Source organism: Chitinophaga sp. 180180018-3 (genome assembly GCF_037893185.1).
Taxonomy (GTDB): domain Bacteria; phylum Bacteroidota; class Bacteroidia; order Chitinophagales; family Chitinophagaceae; genus Chitinophaga.
The window spans coordinates 7,008,237-7,020,808 of the sequence record NZ_CP140772.1 but is presented as its reverse complement, the minus strand read 5'-3'; the positions used below and the strand labels follow the sequence as shown (position 1 = coordinate 7,020,808).

17 protein-coding genes are annotated in these 12,572 nt (G+C 46.1%); 10 read left to right on the top strand and 7 right to left on the bottom strand.

The annotated features are described in order from the left end of the window. Positions 1-2: 2 nt before the first annotated feature. Genes UNH61_RS27565 through UNH61_RS27555 form a run of 3 tightly spaced genes read left to right on the top strand, consistent with a single transcriptional unit; the run spans position 3 to position 3,217 of the window. Positions 3-1,238 (top strand): efflux RND transporter periplasmic adaptor subunit, encoded by a 1,236-nt coding sequence (locus tag UNH61_RS27565; protein ID WP_326995222.1) that lies wholly within the window; start codon positions 3-5, stop codon positions 1,236-1,238. Then, complete coding sequence (locus UNH61_RS27560; protein WP_326995221.1) at positions 1,235-1,984, top strand: ABC transporter ATP-binding protein; 750 nt, start codon at positions 1,235-1,237, stop codon at positions 1,982-1,984. Before UNH61_RS27565 ends, UNH61_RS27560 begins: the two co-directional genes overlap by 4 nt. A gap of 12 nt (positions 1,985-1,996) precedes the next feature. Continuing rightward, complete coding sequence (locus tag UNH61_RS27555) at positions 1,997-3,217, top strand: ABC transporter permease (protein ID WP_326995220.1); 1,221 nt, start codon at positions 1,997-1,999, stop codon at positions 3,215-3,217. Here UNH61_RS27555 and UNH61_RS27550 read toward each other — a convergent pair. The 3 genes from UNH61_RS27550 to UNH61_RS27540 form a co-directional block, all read right to left on the bottom strand. Continuing rightward, positions 3,203-3,547 carry a hypothetical protein gene (locus tag UNH61_RS27550; RefSeq protein WP_326995219.1) on the bottom strand — a complete coding sequence of 115 codons (345 nt, stop codon included), beginning with the start codon at positions 3,545-3,547 and terminating at the stop codon, positions 3,203-3,205. The genes UNH61_RS27555 and UNH61_RS27550 overlap by 15 nt on opposite strands. A gap of 71 nt (positions 3,548-3,618) precedes the next feature. Then, a complete protein-coding gene (locus UNH61_RS27545; RefSeq protein WP_326995218.1) occupies positions 3,619-3,912 on the bottom strand; it encodes a hypothetical protein in 294 nt (97 codons plus the stop codon). Between the two features lie 526 nt (positions 3,913-4,438). Continuing rightward, positions 4,439-4,834: a nuclear transport factor 2 family protein gene (locus UNH61_RS27540; RefSeq protein WP_326995217.1), complete on the bottom strand. Its 396-nt coding sequence runs from the start codon at positions 4,832-4,834 to the stop codon at positions 4,439-4,441. A gap of 127 nt (positions 4,835-4,961) precedes the next feature. Here UNH61_RS27540 and UNH61_RS27535 point away from each other — a divergent pair, with 127 nt between their 5' ends. Beyond that, positions 4,962-5,957 (top strand): AraC family transcriptional regulator, encoded by a 996-nt coding sequence (locus tag UNH61_RS27535; RefSeq protein ID WP_326995216.1) that lies wholly within the window; start codon positions 4,962-4,964, stop codon positions 5,955-5,957. Here the strand turns inward: UNH61_RS27535 and UNH61_RS27530 are convergent. Then, the gene (locus UNH61_RS27530; RefSeq protein WP_326995215.1) at positions 5,945-6,532 is read right to left on the bottom strand and encodes an SMI1/KNR4 family protein; all 588 of its coding nucleotides are present in this window, start codon (positions 6,530-6,532) and stop codon (positions 5,945-5,947) included. The genes UNH61_RS27535 and UNH61_RS27530 overlap by 13 nt on opposite strands. Positions 6,533-6,679: 147 nt before the next feature. Between UNH61_RS27530 and UNH61_RS27525 the strand changes: the two genes are divergently transcribed. Then, positions 6,680-6,961, top strand: a complete 282-nt coding sequence (locus tag UNH61_RS27525; protein ID WP_326995214.1) for a hypothetical protein — start codon at positions 6,680-6,682, stop codon at positions 6,959-6,961. Between the two features lie 45 nt (positions 6,962-7,006). On the opposite strand, the gene UNH61_RS27520 is transcribed toward UNH61_RS27525, so the two are convergent. Further along, positions 7,007-7,861, bottom strand: a complete 855-nt coding sequence (locus UNH61_RS27520; RefSeq protein WP_339070431.1) for an AraC family transcriptional regulator — start codon at positions 7,859-7,861, stop codon at positions 7,007-7,009. An 86-nt stretch (positions 7,862-7,947) separates the two neighbouring features. Between UNH61_RS27520 and UNH61_RS27515 the strand changes: the two genes are divergently transcribed. The 4 genes from UNH61_RS27515 to UNH61_RS27500 all read left to right on the top strand — a co-directional run bounded on the left by UNH61_RS27515 (position 7,948) and on the right by UNH61_RS27500 (position 10,379). After that, positions 7,948-8,346, top strand: a complete 399-nt coding sequence (locus tag UNH61_RS27515) for a DoxX family membrane protein (RefSeq protein ID WP_326995212.1) — start codon at positions 7,948-7,950, stop codon at positions 8,344-8,346. Between the two features lie 199 nt (positions 8,347-8,545). Next, positions 8,546-9,532, top strand: a complete 987-nt coding sequence (locus tag UNH61_RS27510; RefSeq protein WP_326995211.1) for a GDSL-type esterase/lipase family protein — start codon at positions 8,546-8,548, stop codon at positions 9,530-9,532. A 110-nt stretch (positions 9,533-9,642) separates the two neighbouring features. After that, positions 9,643-9,990, top strand: a complete 348-nt coding sequence (locus UNH61_RS27505; protein WP_326995210.1) for a DoxX family protein — start codon at positions 9,643-9,645, stop codon at positions 9,988-9,990. Between the two features lie 65 nt (positions 9,991-10,055). After that, complete coding sequence (locus UNH61_RS27500; RefSeq protein ID WP_326995209.1) at positions 10,056-10,379, top strand: hypothetical protein; 324 nt, start codon at positions 10,056-10,058, stop codon at positions 10,377-10,379. Positions 10,380-10,391: 12 nt separating this feature from the next. On the opposite strand, the gene UNH61_RS27495 is transcribed toward UNH61_RS27500, so the two are convergent. Next, entirely contained in the window at positions 10,392-10,841 is a 450-nt protein-coding gene (locus UNH61_RS27495; RefSeq protein WP_326995208.1) for a GNAT family N-acetyltransferase, read from the bottom strand. Between the two features lie 44 nt (positions 10,842-10,885). After that, a complete protein-coding gene (locus UNH61_RS27490; RefSeq protein WP_326995207.1) occupies positions 10,886-11,815 on the bottom strand; it encodes a hypothetical protein in 930 nt (309 codons plus the stop codon). A gap of 332 nt (positions 11,816-12,147) precedes the next feature. On the opposite strand from UNH61_RS27490, the gene UNH61_RS27485 reads away from it, so the two are divergent. Then, positions 12,148-12,561, top strand: coding sequence for a hypothetical protein (locus tag UNH61_RS27485; RefSeq protein WP_326995206.1), 414 nt, complete (start codon positions 12,148-12,150; stop codon positions 12,559-12,561). The last annotated feature ends 11 nt before the right edge of the window (positions 12,562-12,572 follow it).

Genomic DNA, 12,572 nt, shown 5'->3' with positions numbered 1-12,572 from the left:
GTATGAGAAAGTATAAAGGTGTCATCATTACATTAGCGATCATCCTACTGATAGTAGTGATCTGGTTTCTCTTTGTCAGGAAGAAGGCAGCGCCGGTTTCCTTTGATACCGCCCGGCCGGAATACGGACATATAGCCACTACTGTTACTGCCACCGGCCGGATACAACCTGTAGACACAGTGGCAGTTGGTACACAGGTTTCCGGTACCATCAAATACCTGTATGTTGATTTTAACAGCCAGGTGAAAAAAGGGCAACTGCTCGCGGAGTTAGACAAAGATCTTTTTCAGGCACAGGTAGATCAGCTGAAAGCCAATCTGCTGGTAGCACAAACCAACTTCGATTATCAGAAGAATAATTTTCAACGCCAGGAGCTGTTATATAAAACAGGAGCTATCAGCAAAGCAGATTATGATATAGCCACCAATACACTCGGTCAGGCAAAGGCCAATGTGGCCAGTGTGGACGCTCAGCTAAAGTCGTCATTGAAGAATTTCTCCTTTACGGAAATCCATTCACCGATCGATGGCGTAGTATTGAACAGGAATGTAAGCGTAGGACAAACAGTTGCCGCCAGCTTCAATACACCCACCCTGTTTGTGATAGCGAAAGATATTACCAAAATGCAGGTAGAATCCAGCGTGGATGAGGCAGACATTGGCAATGTAAAAGACTCTCTTCGTGTAACCTTCACCGTTGACGCCTACCTGGAAGATGTGTTTAAAGGAATGGTACAGGAGATCAGGCTGCAGCCTTCGGTATCTTCCAATGTAGTCACATACAACACGATCATCAATGCGAATAACGACGATAAAAAGCTGAAGCCGGGCATGACGGCCAATGTTACTATTTATACGGCTGAAAAAGACAGCGCTTTGCTGTTGCCTGTGCGCGCACTCAAATTTATTCCGGATTCCGTTCAGTTGAAAGACTATATCATCAAAAGCGCCATGCGCAGAGGGGGAGAACAACACCCCGGCGCAGTGAAGGATACAACCAGCGGAAAATTCAGAAGCACGCAGCGCATCGGCTCTTCCAATTATGTTTGGATACTGAAGGGCGATACACTGATCCAGAAACATATCAGAACCGGATTGAATGACAACACACATATAGAAGTGCTGTGGGGGCTGGATGTTAACGACGTAGTAGTAACCGGCGTCAACGGCGGAACAATGGCTGCATCCGGCGGAACAAGCAGTCCGTTTTTACCGAAAATGGGAGGACGAAGACGATGAGCAACAACAAGATACTGGAATTGCAACAGATCAAACGGGAGTTTATTATGGGCACGGAAACGGTACGTGCCCTCAAGGGCGTTTCGTTTGATGTGCATGCCGGTGAGTTTGTAACCATTATGGGCAGCAGCGGCTCAGGCAAAACCACGCTGTTGAACATCCTCGGATGCCTGGATAAGGCCACAGCAGGCAACTATCTGCTGGATGGCGTAAATGTGGGCAGCCTTTCCCGGAACGAGCTCGCCAGGCTGCGCAATCATAAGATCGGTTTTGTGTTTCAGTCTTATAACCTGCTGCCCCGTACTTCTGCCCTCGAAAATGTGGAGCTGCCGTTGTTCTACAATCCACGGCTCACTACAAAAGAGCGCCGCGACAGAGCAATGGAAGCATTGCTGTCTGTAAAGCTGAACGGACGGGAAGATCATACGCCCAGCCAGCTTTCCGGCGGACAACAACAACGTGTAGCCATTGCCCGTGCATTGGTGAACCAGCCGGTAATGATCCTGGCAGACGAAGCTACCGGTAACCTGGATACCCGTACTTCGTACGAGATCATGGCCCTTATGCAGGAACTAAATGAGGCCGGTAAAACCATTGTGTTTGTGACGCATGAACCGGATATAGCCGCGTTCAGCAATAGAACCGTTATGCTGCGGGATGGAAAAGTGGTAAAAGACAGCAAAAATGAAAATGTAAAGTCCGCGAAAGATGCGCTGGCAGCATTGCCGCCGGCGGAAGACTATTAATTACCCGGTATTATGAGTGCAATAAATCTTATAATGATAGCATTGAGAGCGCTGCAGCGAAATAAGTTGCGGGCGTTCCTGACCATGCTGGGTATCATCATCGGGGTGGCTGCAGTAATAGCCATGGTGGCTATCGGACAGGGATCCAAGGAAAGTATTCAGGGCCAGCTGAGTGCAATGGGCTCTAATATGATCACGATACTGCCCAGCAGCAACGTGTCTGGCGGAGTGAGAATAGGAGGTGATAGTTACCAGTCGCTGACCATTGCCGATGTGATAGCGATCCAGAACAACGCGCAATACGTCAGCGCAGTTTCGCCGGTAGCTTCCACTAAAGGACAGGCTATCTACGGAGCGCTTAACTGGCCTACCTCGTTGCAGGGCGTGGCCCCCTCGTACTTCGATATACGTAAACTGACCATCAAAGACGGTATTGCATTTTCAGATGCAGACGTGGCTACAGCCGCTAAAGTTTGTGTGTTGGGCCAAACCGTGATCAACAACCTCTTCCCCAGCGGGGAAAGCCCCGTAGGAAAAGTGATCCGCCTGAACTCCATCCCGCTTCAGGTAATAGGCACACTGGTGCCCAAAGGACAGAGCTCTTTCGGACAGGATCAGGACGATATCATTATCACGCCTTATACTACCGTGCAGAAGCGCATCCTGGCTACTATCTATTTCCAAAGCATTTACGCATCTGCTGTCAGCGAAGGCGTTTCAGAACAGGCCACCGATGAGATTACACAGATCCTCAGAGGTACGCACCGCCTCCGGTCCGGCGATGAAAATAACTTCCAGGTAAGAACAATGGAAGAGCTGATCAAAACCCTCAGTTCTACCTCCAGTCTGCTTACGATATTGCTGACGGCCATAGCCGGCATCTCATTGGTGATTGGCGGTATCGGCATCATGAACATTATGTACGTATCCGTGACCGAACGTACCCGTGAAATTGGCCTCCGTATGTCGATAGGCGCAAGAGGAGTGGATATATTGCTGCAATTTCTGGTGGAGGCGATCATTATCAGTGTAACCGGCGGACTGATAGGCGTAATACTGGGCATCACCTCTGCCGAAGTAATTACATATACCCTGGGATGGCCTACGCTGGTTTCCAGATCGTCGATTGTATTGTCCTTTGTGGTGTGTGCTTTTACTGGTGTATTCTTCGGCTACTATCCGGCGCAGGCAGCTTCCAGGCTGGATCCTATTGAAGCGCTACGCTACGAATGAAGTGCCGGAACTGCAATCGCAGGGAACTGCTATGCCCGACAGGATCCATTCACGGAATGCGCTTTCTTTTTCGAATTGTACCAGGTTGAGCGGGCGACCGGTGATATCTTCCAGGATAGCGCCATCGGCATGAGTTTCTACCACCCTGCGGGTTGCTATTTCCTGTTCACCGGTAACAGGCCCCAATATCCGGCGGTATTCGAAAACAGCGCTATCGGAGGTATCATTGGCATGTACTACGGCTACAATGAATTCGTATTCTCCAAACCGGCGCAACGACGGGATATCCCTCGCGTTTATTTTATAGCAGGTACCAGGTATCAGTTGCATAAGCGTTTTTTTAGCAGCTAAAAAAAGCCGGCAGGTTTCCCTGGACCGGCTTGGCAGTTATAGGTAAGCAATTAGCTCTTCTTTTTATCGTGTATCTGGCTTTTTTTCAGATATACTTTTTTACCCTTTTCGTCGACGATGAATTTGCGGTCTTTTTTATCGATGTAAACCGTTTCACCATTAGGGCCTTCTTTGTCTTTGTATATCTTATCAGTTACTGTAGAGGCTCCTTTTACCGCAATAGAGGCCGTTTTATGACCGATTTTTTTCACAGTCTTGTCGATCCCCTGTGCAAAAGAATGTTCGCCGGCTACCAGTAAGGCAGTACTGAAGGCGGCAGCTATTAAAAATTTGGGAGTTTTCATGTTTTGTTATTTAAGTTTTAAATGATGGCTTATACGAACTCTAGAGTCAACAATAATGCCATAGCTTTTGTTTACTGAGAAACAGCTTTTTATAAATACATTTTTAGTTTATTTCTGGGTGGGTACCCGGGAATTTCCCGGGTGTTGGGTGTTTATTTATTTCGTATATTCATACACGGTAATATCCGCCTATGAAGTTGACGTTGAAAGGTCTGTATCTATCTGTTCCTACACCTTGCGAGGAGAATTGGAGCGACATGGTGCCCACCGCAATGGGCCGGCATTGTAATACCTGCAACCAAGCTATAGTTGACTTCTCCTTGATGTCAGATGCTGAAATATTTGCTGTTATCAGTAACAGTGAGGGAATGTTGCCTGGTCCTTTTCAGGAGGATCTGTCAGGAAGATGTATACCTGCGCCAGCTATTGCTGTACGGCGGGCCAGGCTGGTGGCGACGTAATAAAAACACCTATCGGACGGCCCGTTTGCCCGATAGGTGTTGCCCGTTATACTGTCGTTGCTCAATTAATTACCCCAGAAAATATCTTCCTGTTGCAGATCAGTTGCAAATATTTTAGCTGCAACAATTTGTCCGTCTTTTACCGTGTATACGTCTACGTTATCTGTGTGTAGTACTGCTCCCGGCCTGGTGGCTTTCCATGTTAATACCACGGATGCCTGATCGCCATTTACCGCAATGTTCTTGATATCCGCCAGCGTCATCGTGTTGCCGGACACTTCAAACATACCGCCGACCATTTGAAAAACTTCGCCGCTGGAATTTTTAATACCGGAAAAACGGTTGCTGCCTGGTTGTTCCCATTTGATTTCCGGTTGAAGTAATGCGCCTAATTTTTCAAGGTTTACCTGCTGTACTGCGTTTACGAATGCTGTTACTACGTCTAATGTTTGCTTTTCCATTTGTATAAAGTTTAATTGTTGATGAATTGATAATGCAAAGCTAGCATCGCAGCACCCCGTATCTTTTATCTTTATACGACAATTACTTACCATTTTACGACAATCTGATTGTAGGTATATTTACATTATGAAACAATTGGTATTAAGTATCATTGCCTATGCAGTACAGCGCGATGTCGGTGCAGAACTGCTATGCAAGCTTTCAGGAATTGATATTGCTTCATTGAAGCAGGATAACGGAGCGCGGGTAACGGTACCGCAGTTGCAGGAGCTCTGGTTGAATGCAAGCCGGCTCACGAATGATCCGTTGTTTGGCCTGCACCTGGGCGAATCCATGCGGCCAGCAGCCCTCGGCGTTGTAGGGCAGATTATACAAAGCAGTGCAACAGTAGGAGAGGCGCTCACGCATGCTGCGGCGCTGACACATATGATTACAGATCAGTGCCGGCTCGAGATCATCCGGAGCGCCGGGGCGTTTACAATCAGGCTGGTACCGGCGGAAGATTACGGTGCTACACCTCCCTACGCATTCCGCCAGTTAATGGAATGGATCATGGTAATGGTAGTGCATGAACTCGATGGACTGATGCTCGAGAAGATAGTACCACATACGGTACGCCTGGCATACACAGTGCCTTCACCAACTGAATACGAACGGGTATTCCGGGTGCAACCGGTGAAAAGAACTGGTGAGTATGCCATCGTTCTGGATGGACGTTATTGGGACGAGCCTGTTCTGACAGCCAACTACGAGTTGCAGAACCTGTTGCTGCAGAAAGTCAGCAGTATGCCGCAGCCTGAAGGGCAGACACAAACGCTGCGTAACCGGATCTATAATTATCTGCTGGCAAATTCTTATCTGGGTGTAACTGCCCTGAACGATATGGCCGCCAATTTCAACATGAGCGCCCGCAGTTTACAGCGGAAGCTCAGGGAAGAAGGGGTTACCTACCAGGATATTGCTGATGAAGTGCGCCGCTCGCTGGCCGTGTATTATATTTCATCCGGTAATTATGCATTGAAAGATATTTCCTGGATGCTGGGCTATAACGAATTAAGTGCTTTTACGAGGGCATTCAAAAGATGGACGGGAAGTGCACCAGCCCATTATCAGTCGTTGTAGTTGAGAAAGGTATCCTTATGAACGATACCCCATCTTTTTACAAAAATGTATTCCCCTTTTTCGAGGGCAGTGATATATCCCTGCAGCCAGGCTTCAAAGGAAGGTGCTACAATGGCGCGGTGACTATCGTCGTGCCAGAATGTAATCACCTGGCCGCAGGTACCTTCCGGTGCAGGATCCAGATCGATGCAGAGGTGGTTCCCGAAGCCATCGCCTGTAAAGGGCACCCATAACGGGTTCCACCAGTCGTTTTTAATACCGGTATCCGGGGTGGAAAAAATAGGCTCTTCATTCCAGGAAAAGGTGCCGGCGTCGAGCAGGTCTTTCCAGTGATGCCATTGCGTAATAATATCTTCCAGGCTCAACAACTGATCCGCGTCTACCAGTCCGGCCCTGGCCTTTTGCTGGCCATCGTGAATAGCATAAAATTCTTTGAAAGAAGCGGGCATGGGCGTTCCTGTCAGCCTTTCAAGTTCTTTTACCGCATCCCGGGTTGCTCCCGGCCGCAGTATATTTAGCAGTCTTGGGGCATGCTGCTGCATCCAGTTCTCCCATCTGAGCCAATATTGCTGCATCAGGTAATTTGTTTTAACTACTATAAAGATGTAAAATTTTGCCAATAATTTTATTCATTCCTGCTGCTTGTTTTTTATCCGGTAATAATCAATAATTTTGTAACTCTGTATAAGAGAACAACATCATTAAAAATAAATAACTCCCTTATGGTACAGTTACCTAAATTTCTGATTGCAGATGACCCTGTAACAGACCCGGAAAATGAGTATATTTTTCATACGGAAAAACCCCGCTTCTTCGCCAAACGTGTAGAAGAAGATGAAGAAACTGCCTATATCGATATTGTTCACGAGATCGATAATGTGGAAGAGTTTTACAAGAATGCTCCGGAACAGAAACAGGAACTGCTGGAACAATTGGAAGACTGGTACTACTCTTACATGGAATGGCTGGAAGATGATGGAGAAGAGGAAGAAGAAGAGGAGTAGTATCTGAAACGTACTTGAAAGCGCCTGCCGTTGGTGGGCGCTTTTTTATTGCATCTCATCGTCTTTTTGTTGCATTTCCTTCCTGTAGGCAGAAGGGTTGATGCCCTTGTATTTTTTGAATATCCTGTTCAGATGGCTTTCGTCTGTAAAGCCCAGCTCATCAGCGATCTCGCCCACCCGCATACTGCTGTACTGCAGCCTGGTTTCCACCAGTTTCAATTTGTATTGTATGATATATTGCTGCAGGCTGTCGCCGTTATTGCGCTTGAAATATTCACTCAGATAAGTGGGTGAAATATTGAAGTGCACTGCAATCTGCTCTGCCCGCAATTTCTCCGGCGAATAAATATGTTCGTGTATGTAATGCAGTATATTCAAAGATGAGTCCGGCCGGGTAGGATGTTTGGGCGATTCCGGCAACTGCAGTTGTATATTGCGGGCTATCACCATGATCATGGTATTGATGATTTGCTGAGCCAGTTCCCGGTGGTAAGGCTGCTGGTTAACCAGTTCCCGGATCAGGGCCTCTATCAGGGCTTTTACCAGCGGCTTGTCGGCCTGGTTTTTCAGAATACAGCCAGGCATATGATTGCTGTTCTGGAAGATGAATTCCAGTTGCTGTATCCATTCCTTTTGCTGATGCTTCAGGTAGATGTTGTTGAAACGGATAAAAAAGAATTTAGTGGACTCCTTTACATCAAAAGAGTGATAGTCCTGGGGCATTACCAGGTATAGTTTACCCGGACTATAAGGCAGCTGGTTCTTGTTAACACATTGTACGCCATTGCCTTCTACAATATATACCAATTCAAAAAAGTTATGCTTATGAGGATCTATCGGGCATTCCGTACACTCCCGGTATTCGATCTCAAAAGGCTGGTATAAATTCTCTAGCAGCATACCTGCAAAAGTACAGAATGATCCCAAGAAAGTACAAATTTTATGACGGTAAACGCCAGACCTTTGGGCTATAAAATTTAATATAAATGGAAAACAATGCTATCGTATTCTTTTTGCTCAGGCTGGCAGTAGCAGCCAGCATGTTCGGGCATGGACTGGTGAGGTTGCCCAAGCTGAACGGATTCAGCGCCTGGATGATGAAGAGTTTTGAAAAGTCGATGTTACCAGATCTCCTCATAAAGCCCTTTAGTTACGTATTACCGATTGCGGAATTTGCGATCGGGTTGCTGCTGATAGCGGGGTTGTTTACACGTATCTCACTGGTAGCCGGCGCAGCAGTGATGATAATACTGGTATTTGGGTCTGCGATGATCGAAAACTGGGATGCCATTCCTTCACAGCTGATTCATGCTGCTTTCTTTGGCATGCTGCTGGTTTTTATTAGATATAATACCATCGCAGTTGACCATCTTGTTAAAAAATAGCGATAAAATACCATCAGCAGATAATTAAATTAAAAGAACGCCGCTTCCTTTTATGGAGCGGCTTTTTCCATACAATCGGGCGTATAAATCCCGCCTAAATTTCTTATATTTATTACAGCACCGGATATCCGGTTCCTGTTTACACATACCCCTACTGTATTGAGCCGATAGCTGTTATTAATCCCTTATTATCAGACCAATGAAACAGTTGATCCTTATACTTTCATTGTTTACAATAACGATTCATGTTGTTGGGCAAAACTGCAGCAATCCGTTGAAGATTGTAGTATTAGGTTCTTCAACAGCCTGGGGGAACGGGCTGCCCAGCCGGGATAGTGCGTGGACCTTTCGCTATGCGCGATACCTGAAGCAATACCATAACAAGGCCGACACGGTGATACTACTGGCAATAGGTGGTTACACCACACAGCATATTATGCCTACCGGCACCCCTCCTTATACGGTGTTGGGAAACACTTTTCTGGTAGATACCACGCACAATATCACCTGGGCTATCGCTCTGCATCCGGATGCTATCATCATCAACATGCCTACAAATGATGAGGCGCGTGGTTTTCCGCTGGATAAACAAACAGCGAATTTCCTGGTACTGAAGCGGGAGGCGGCTTTGCATCATATTCCCCTGTGGGTGTCTACCACACAGCCCCGCAGTAATCTTGGTTATACGGCAGCATTGCACCTGGCTCAAATGAAAGATACTATTCTGCATTATTTCGGAGCTAAAGCAATAGATTTCTGGACGGGCCTGGCGCTCGCCAATGGCTTTATTGATCCGGCTTACAACAGTGGTGATGGGGTGCATTTAAGTGCAACAGGCCAGCGTATTTTATTTGAAAGGGTAGTAGCGAAACATATTCCGGATGTATTGTGTGGGGGGATAGCCGGAACCGACACCTCCGGAACACAGCAGGGGCCGCCCCCGCCGGATAGTACTTATATGTCGCGGTTTGTTTTTCCCAACCCGGCTACCGATTACCTGGTCATCCCGTCTGTTACTGCATCTTCGTTTGTATTGGAGGTGTATAATACAGCAGGAACAAGATTGTTGAGTGAACGCCGTTTGGGTAAAACCACACTGAATGTTGGCGGCTGGGCGCCAGGCGTCTATTTCATTATTATCAAAGATGGAAAGGATACCTACCGGACCCGCATGGTGAAAATTTAGGAATTTTTTCAAAATGGCTAAAAAAACAGCGCGGATTCCTGCTTTTCAGCTATTTTGCGAATGAATAGTTTTGTGCCCTAAGCGGTTCTCGTCCACATCAAACCATTTATATGATATTGAAAGTGCTGAATGCCATACTGATCATTTTTGCAGCATACATGGGCTTCAAACAGGGAATAGCCATGATAGGCAACAAGCCGGAAATGGTAAGTATGTTCGGCCGTTGGAATTTCAGTACAACCGCTATCATGATAAATGGAGTGGTAACTGTATTGAGTGCATTGTTGATATTGTTTCCAAGAACTTTCCTGTTAGGGAATTTTCTGATGGCAGCTTCCATCCTTATGATCATCTGTTTTCATTTGAATGACAAAGAGCTGAAAGGGGCAGCCATTGAATTGCCATTTTTTGTATTGAACCTGCTGATTATTTACCTGCAACACCCGCTGGCAAAATGAAAAAGATATTGTTTGTTCTCGCCTGCTTTTTCACCTTGCAGGCCAATGCGCAAAAACACAGTACTATGAATACAGATAAGCTCACCAACGACATTGTAAAAAAGGCGATTAATGCGCTGCAGGCCGGTGATAAACAGGCATGGACGGCTTTATTTACGGCAGATGCTGAAATGTTCGATGATGGCAGGAAGATAGATTTAAAATCATTCTCCAATGATGCGGTGGGGCATGAACGCTTTACCAGTATCGATAAGGTAGAGAATAGCGGCCTGGATGTATACGGCCGGTTTCATAGCGACCGATGGGGCGATTTTAAGACCTATTTCAAATTTCACCCGAATAAGGATGGCAAAATAACCCGGCTTGAAATTGGCCAGGCGAATTACTGACAGCCGGAGTATTTATAGTAGTATTTTTTTATAGTAACCGGAAGATTTAACCTGGTATCCCATCTTCTTATAAAATACATGCGCAGCTGTGCGTTCCTCTTTGTGGCCACAATTGAGTAAAACAGTATGTGCGTTAACGTTAGTCGCCCATTCTTCTGCTGCTGTGATTAGTACCCGGCCGATGCCTTTTTGATGATACCTGTTGCTGACTACAAAGGCGGCGATCCTTACATATTTTCCATCTTGCTCAAAAAAATTATTAACGGTACAACCAGCCATCCCTACCACTTCTTCATTAAGGACTGCGAGAATTGTTTTGTATCCGGGCTCTTGTTTTATTGCCTCGAAACGAGCGGCCATAGCGGGAGCAGCGGTTGGATAGCCGAGCTCAGTCATCAGCAGGGCCATTGCATCTATATCGGAATTCCGCGCGTCTCTGGTTGTAATCTTATCCTGCGACATAAGCATGTGCTATTGAGATTTCAAAAGTAATGATATTTTTATGGCTACGATTGCAACAGCCAGCTAACCAATTGCTTCGGGTCAGCGATGCTCCAGGAATGGGGATGGCGTGTATGCGCGGGCTCTCTGTAACCTTTGTTGTCTGTAGTGAGTAACACCGCCCGGCGATTACCCAATCGTTGCAATTCATTGATCATAGCTGCCTGATCAATGGCATTGAAAGAAGTATAGTCGTATCCACGTTGGCTTAACCACCAGTTTACGTCGGGCTCTGTGATGAGCAGAACAGGCGTGTCTTTTAATATCCTGACAGCCCTTTGCGTTACATCAGAAAATGAATAAGGAGAGCGGTTGTAGAAATTTTGTAAAGCGGTTTGTGGGGTGCCCTGCATCTCTTGCGAGATCCTGTTTATCATGTAAGGAATTTCGTCGTTGGGTTTGCTGTTACCTGAAATCCGCATGATGCGGGTGGCTGCATTATAGAACCGCTCGAAGTCGAGCGGAGGGTCGATGCCAAAAACTGCTTTGGGCTTTACCGGGTAATTTTTTTCAATTGCCAGCTCCGTATACTTTACAGCGCAGGTACCGCCGATAGATAAGCCCCCGATATAGAAATCCTTTTGCTGTAATTTATAACGTGCCAGCACTTTCATTAGCATGGCATTTAATGACTCCTGCGTGGCGTCGTCAACGCCAAAAGAAGATATACCGGTGGTGAAAGTAGGGATGATGGTGAGTATACCCTGTTCGGCAGCGTAGAAAGGAAGTGTGGTTTGTTGCAATACATATTGTGGCGTTTGAAATGCACCGGGGATCAGGAGCATAAAAGCCCTGACAGGATGGTTGGCTGGTTGTACTGCAATGTAGTAATTCGCTGTGCTATCGCCGGGAGTGAGGTATATGGTTTCCGTTTTCTGGCCGTATGTGCTAACAGCATACAGCATAGTGAGAAATATCAGCGTTATGCTTTTCATGATAATGAGTTAATAAATACTTAAATACACCGGTGTCGTCATGGATGATGTCCGATGCCACCGGAAATGATAATTGGTACAAGTTAGCATTGGATTTAGTTAAGTTTTCAGGTAGTAGCAGGCATCATGATTAGATATTGAAAAATAAAGTAGCGGTGTTTACTTATACTAAATTTATTTTATGATATTTTCGTTTCGACAAGTGAACAATTGCCCTGTTTACAATTGCGCTGCATAGATAGATAGTTGCTATGGTGTTGACTTTGGGCGCATCCTGTGGATCATTGCGAAGACAAATGCCATTATAGAACCCTTAATTTAATTACACAACAATGAAGAAGATTTGTTTACTAGGCAGTGCTATCCTGCTGTGCTTTTCCATGAATTCAATTGCGTCCCTAAATCCCGTTAAAGGACAAAAGCCTGTGAAAGCAAAAGTTGCCCGCCCGGCATCGGTATCCGGATTCATCAACAACACTTCGTCGTCCGCAACAGCGTTGGTTACACTTACCAATACAGCTACCGGAAAAAGTTTCGCTTTCGACGTGAGCCCGGGTACTAATCTTTCCAATCTGACGATTGACGATGGTACTTATACTATCAATGTTGACAGTCAATCGGGCACGCTTCACATTTTTCGCTGTGTGAACCTGCAGTACGGATGGAATAACTGGGCGCCTACACCGTACACGTATAGCGATTACAATACTACCCGTGATGGTAATATGGTGATAGTAGTGTATTAGGAATAATCCGG

Bases quoted from the DNA above. Each gene is read 5' to 3' on its own strand.
- UNH61_RS27490 (WP_326995207.1), bottom strand. From the start codon at position 11,815: ATGAAAAGCATAACGCTGATATTTCTCACTATGCTGTATGCTGTTAGC.
- UNH61_RS27560 (WP_326995221.1), top strand. From the start codon at position 1,235: ATGAGCAACAACAAGATACTGGAATTGCAACAGATCAAACGGGAGTTT.
- UNH61_RS27500 (WP_326995209.1), top strand. From the start codon at position 10,056: ATGAATACAGATAAGCTCACCAACGACATTGTAAAAAAGGCGATTAAT.
- UNH61_RS27525 (WP_326995214.1), top strand. From the start codon at position 6,680: ATGGTACAGTTACCTAAATTTCTGATTGCAGATGACCCTGTAACAGAC.
- UNH61_RS27515 (WP_326995212.1), top strand. From the start codon at position 7,948: ATGGAAAACAATGCTATCGTATTCTTTTTGCTCAGGCTGGCAGTAGCA.
- UNH61_RS27540 (WP_326995217.1), bottom strand. From the start codon at position 4,834: ATGGAAAAGCAAACATTAGACGTAGTAACAGCATTCGTAAACGCAGTA.
- UNH61_RS27520 (WP_339070431.1), bottom strand. From the start codon at position 7,861: ATGCTGCTAGAGAATTTATACCAGCCTTTTGAGATCGAATACCGGGAG.
- UNH61_RS27555 (WP_326995220.1), top strand. From the start codon at position 1,997: ATGAGTGCAATAAATCTTATAATGATAGCATTGAGAGCGCTGCAGCGA.
- UNH61_RS27510 (WP_326995211.1), top strand. From the start codon at position 8,546: ATGAAACAGTTGATCCTTATACTTTCATTGTTTACAATAACGATTCAT.
- UNH61_RS27550 (WP_326995219.1), bottom strand. From the start codon at position 3,547: ATGCAACTGATACCTGGTACCTGCTATAAAATAAACGCGAGGGATATC.
- UNH61_RS27495 (WP_326995208.1), bottom strand. From the start codon at position 10,841: ATGTCGCAGGATAAGATTACAACCAGAGACGCGCGGAATTCCGATATA.
- UNH61_RS27485 (WP_326995206.1), top strand. From the start codon at position 12,148: ATGAAGAAGATTTGTTTACTAGGCAGTGCTATCCTGCTGTGCTTTTCC.
- UNH61_RS27565 (WP_326995222.1), top strand. From the start codon at position 3: ATGAGAAAGTATAAAGGTGTCATCATTACATTAGCGATCATCCTACTG.
- UNH61_RS27505 (WP_326995210.1), top strand. From the start codon at position 9,643: ATGATATTGAAAGTGCTGAATGCCATACTGATCATTTTTGCAGCATAC.
- UNH61_RS27535 (WP_326995216.1), top strand. From the start codon at position 4,962: ATGAAACAATTGGTATTAAGTATCATTGCCTATGCAGTACAGCGCGAT.
- UNH61_RS27545 (WP_326995218.1), bottom strand. From the start codon at position 3,912: ATGAAAACTCCCAAATTTTTAATAGCTGCCGCCTTCAGTACTGCCTTA.
- UNH61_RS27530 (WP_326995215.1), bottom strand. From the start codon at position 6,532: ATGCAGCAATATTGGCTCAGATGGGAGAACTGGATGCAGCAGCATGCC.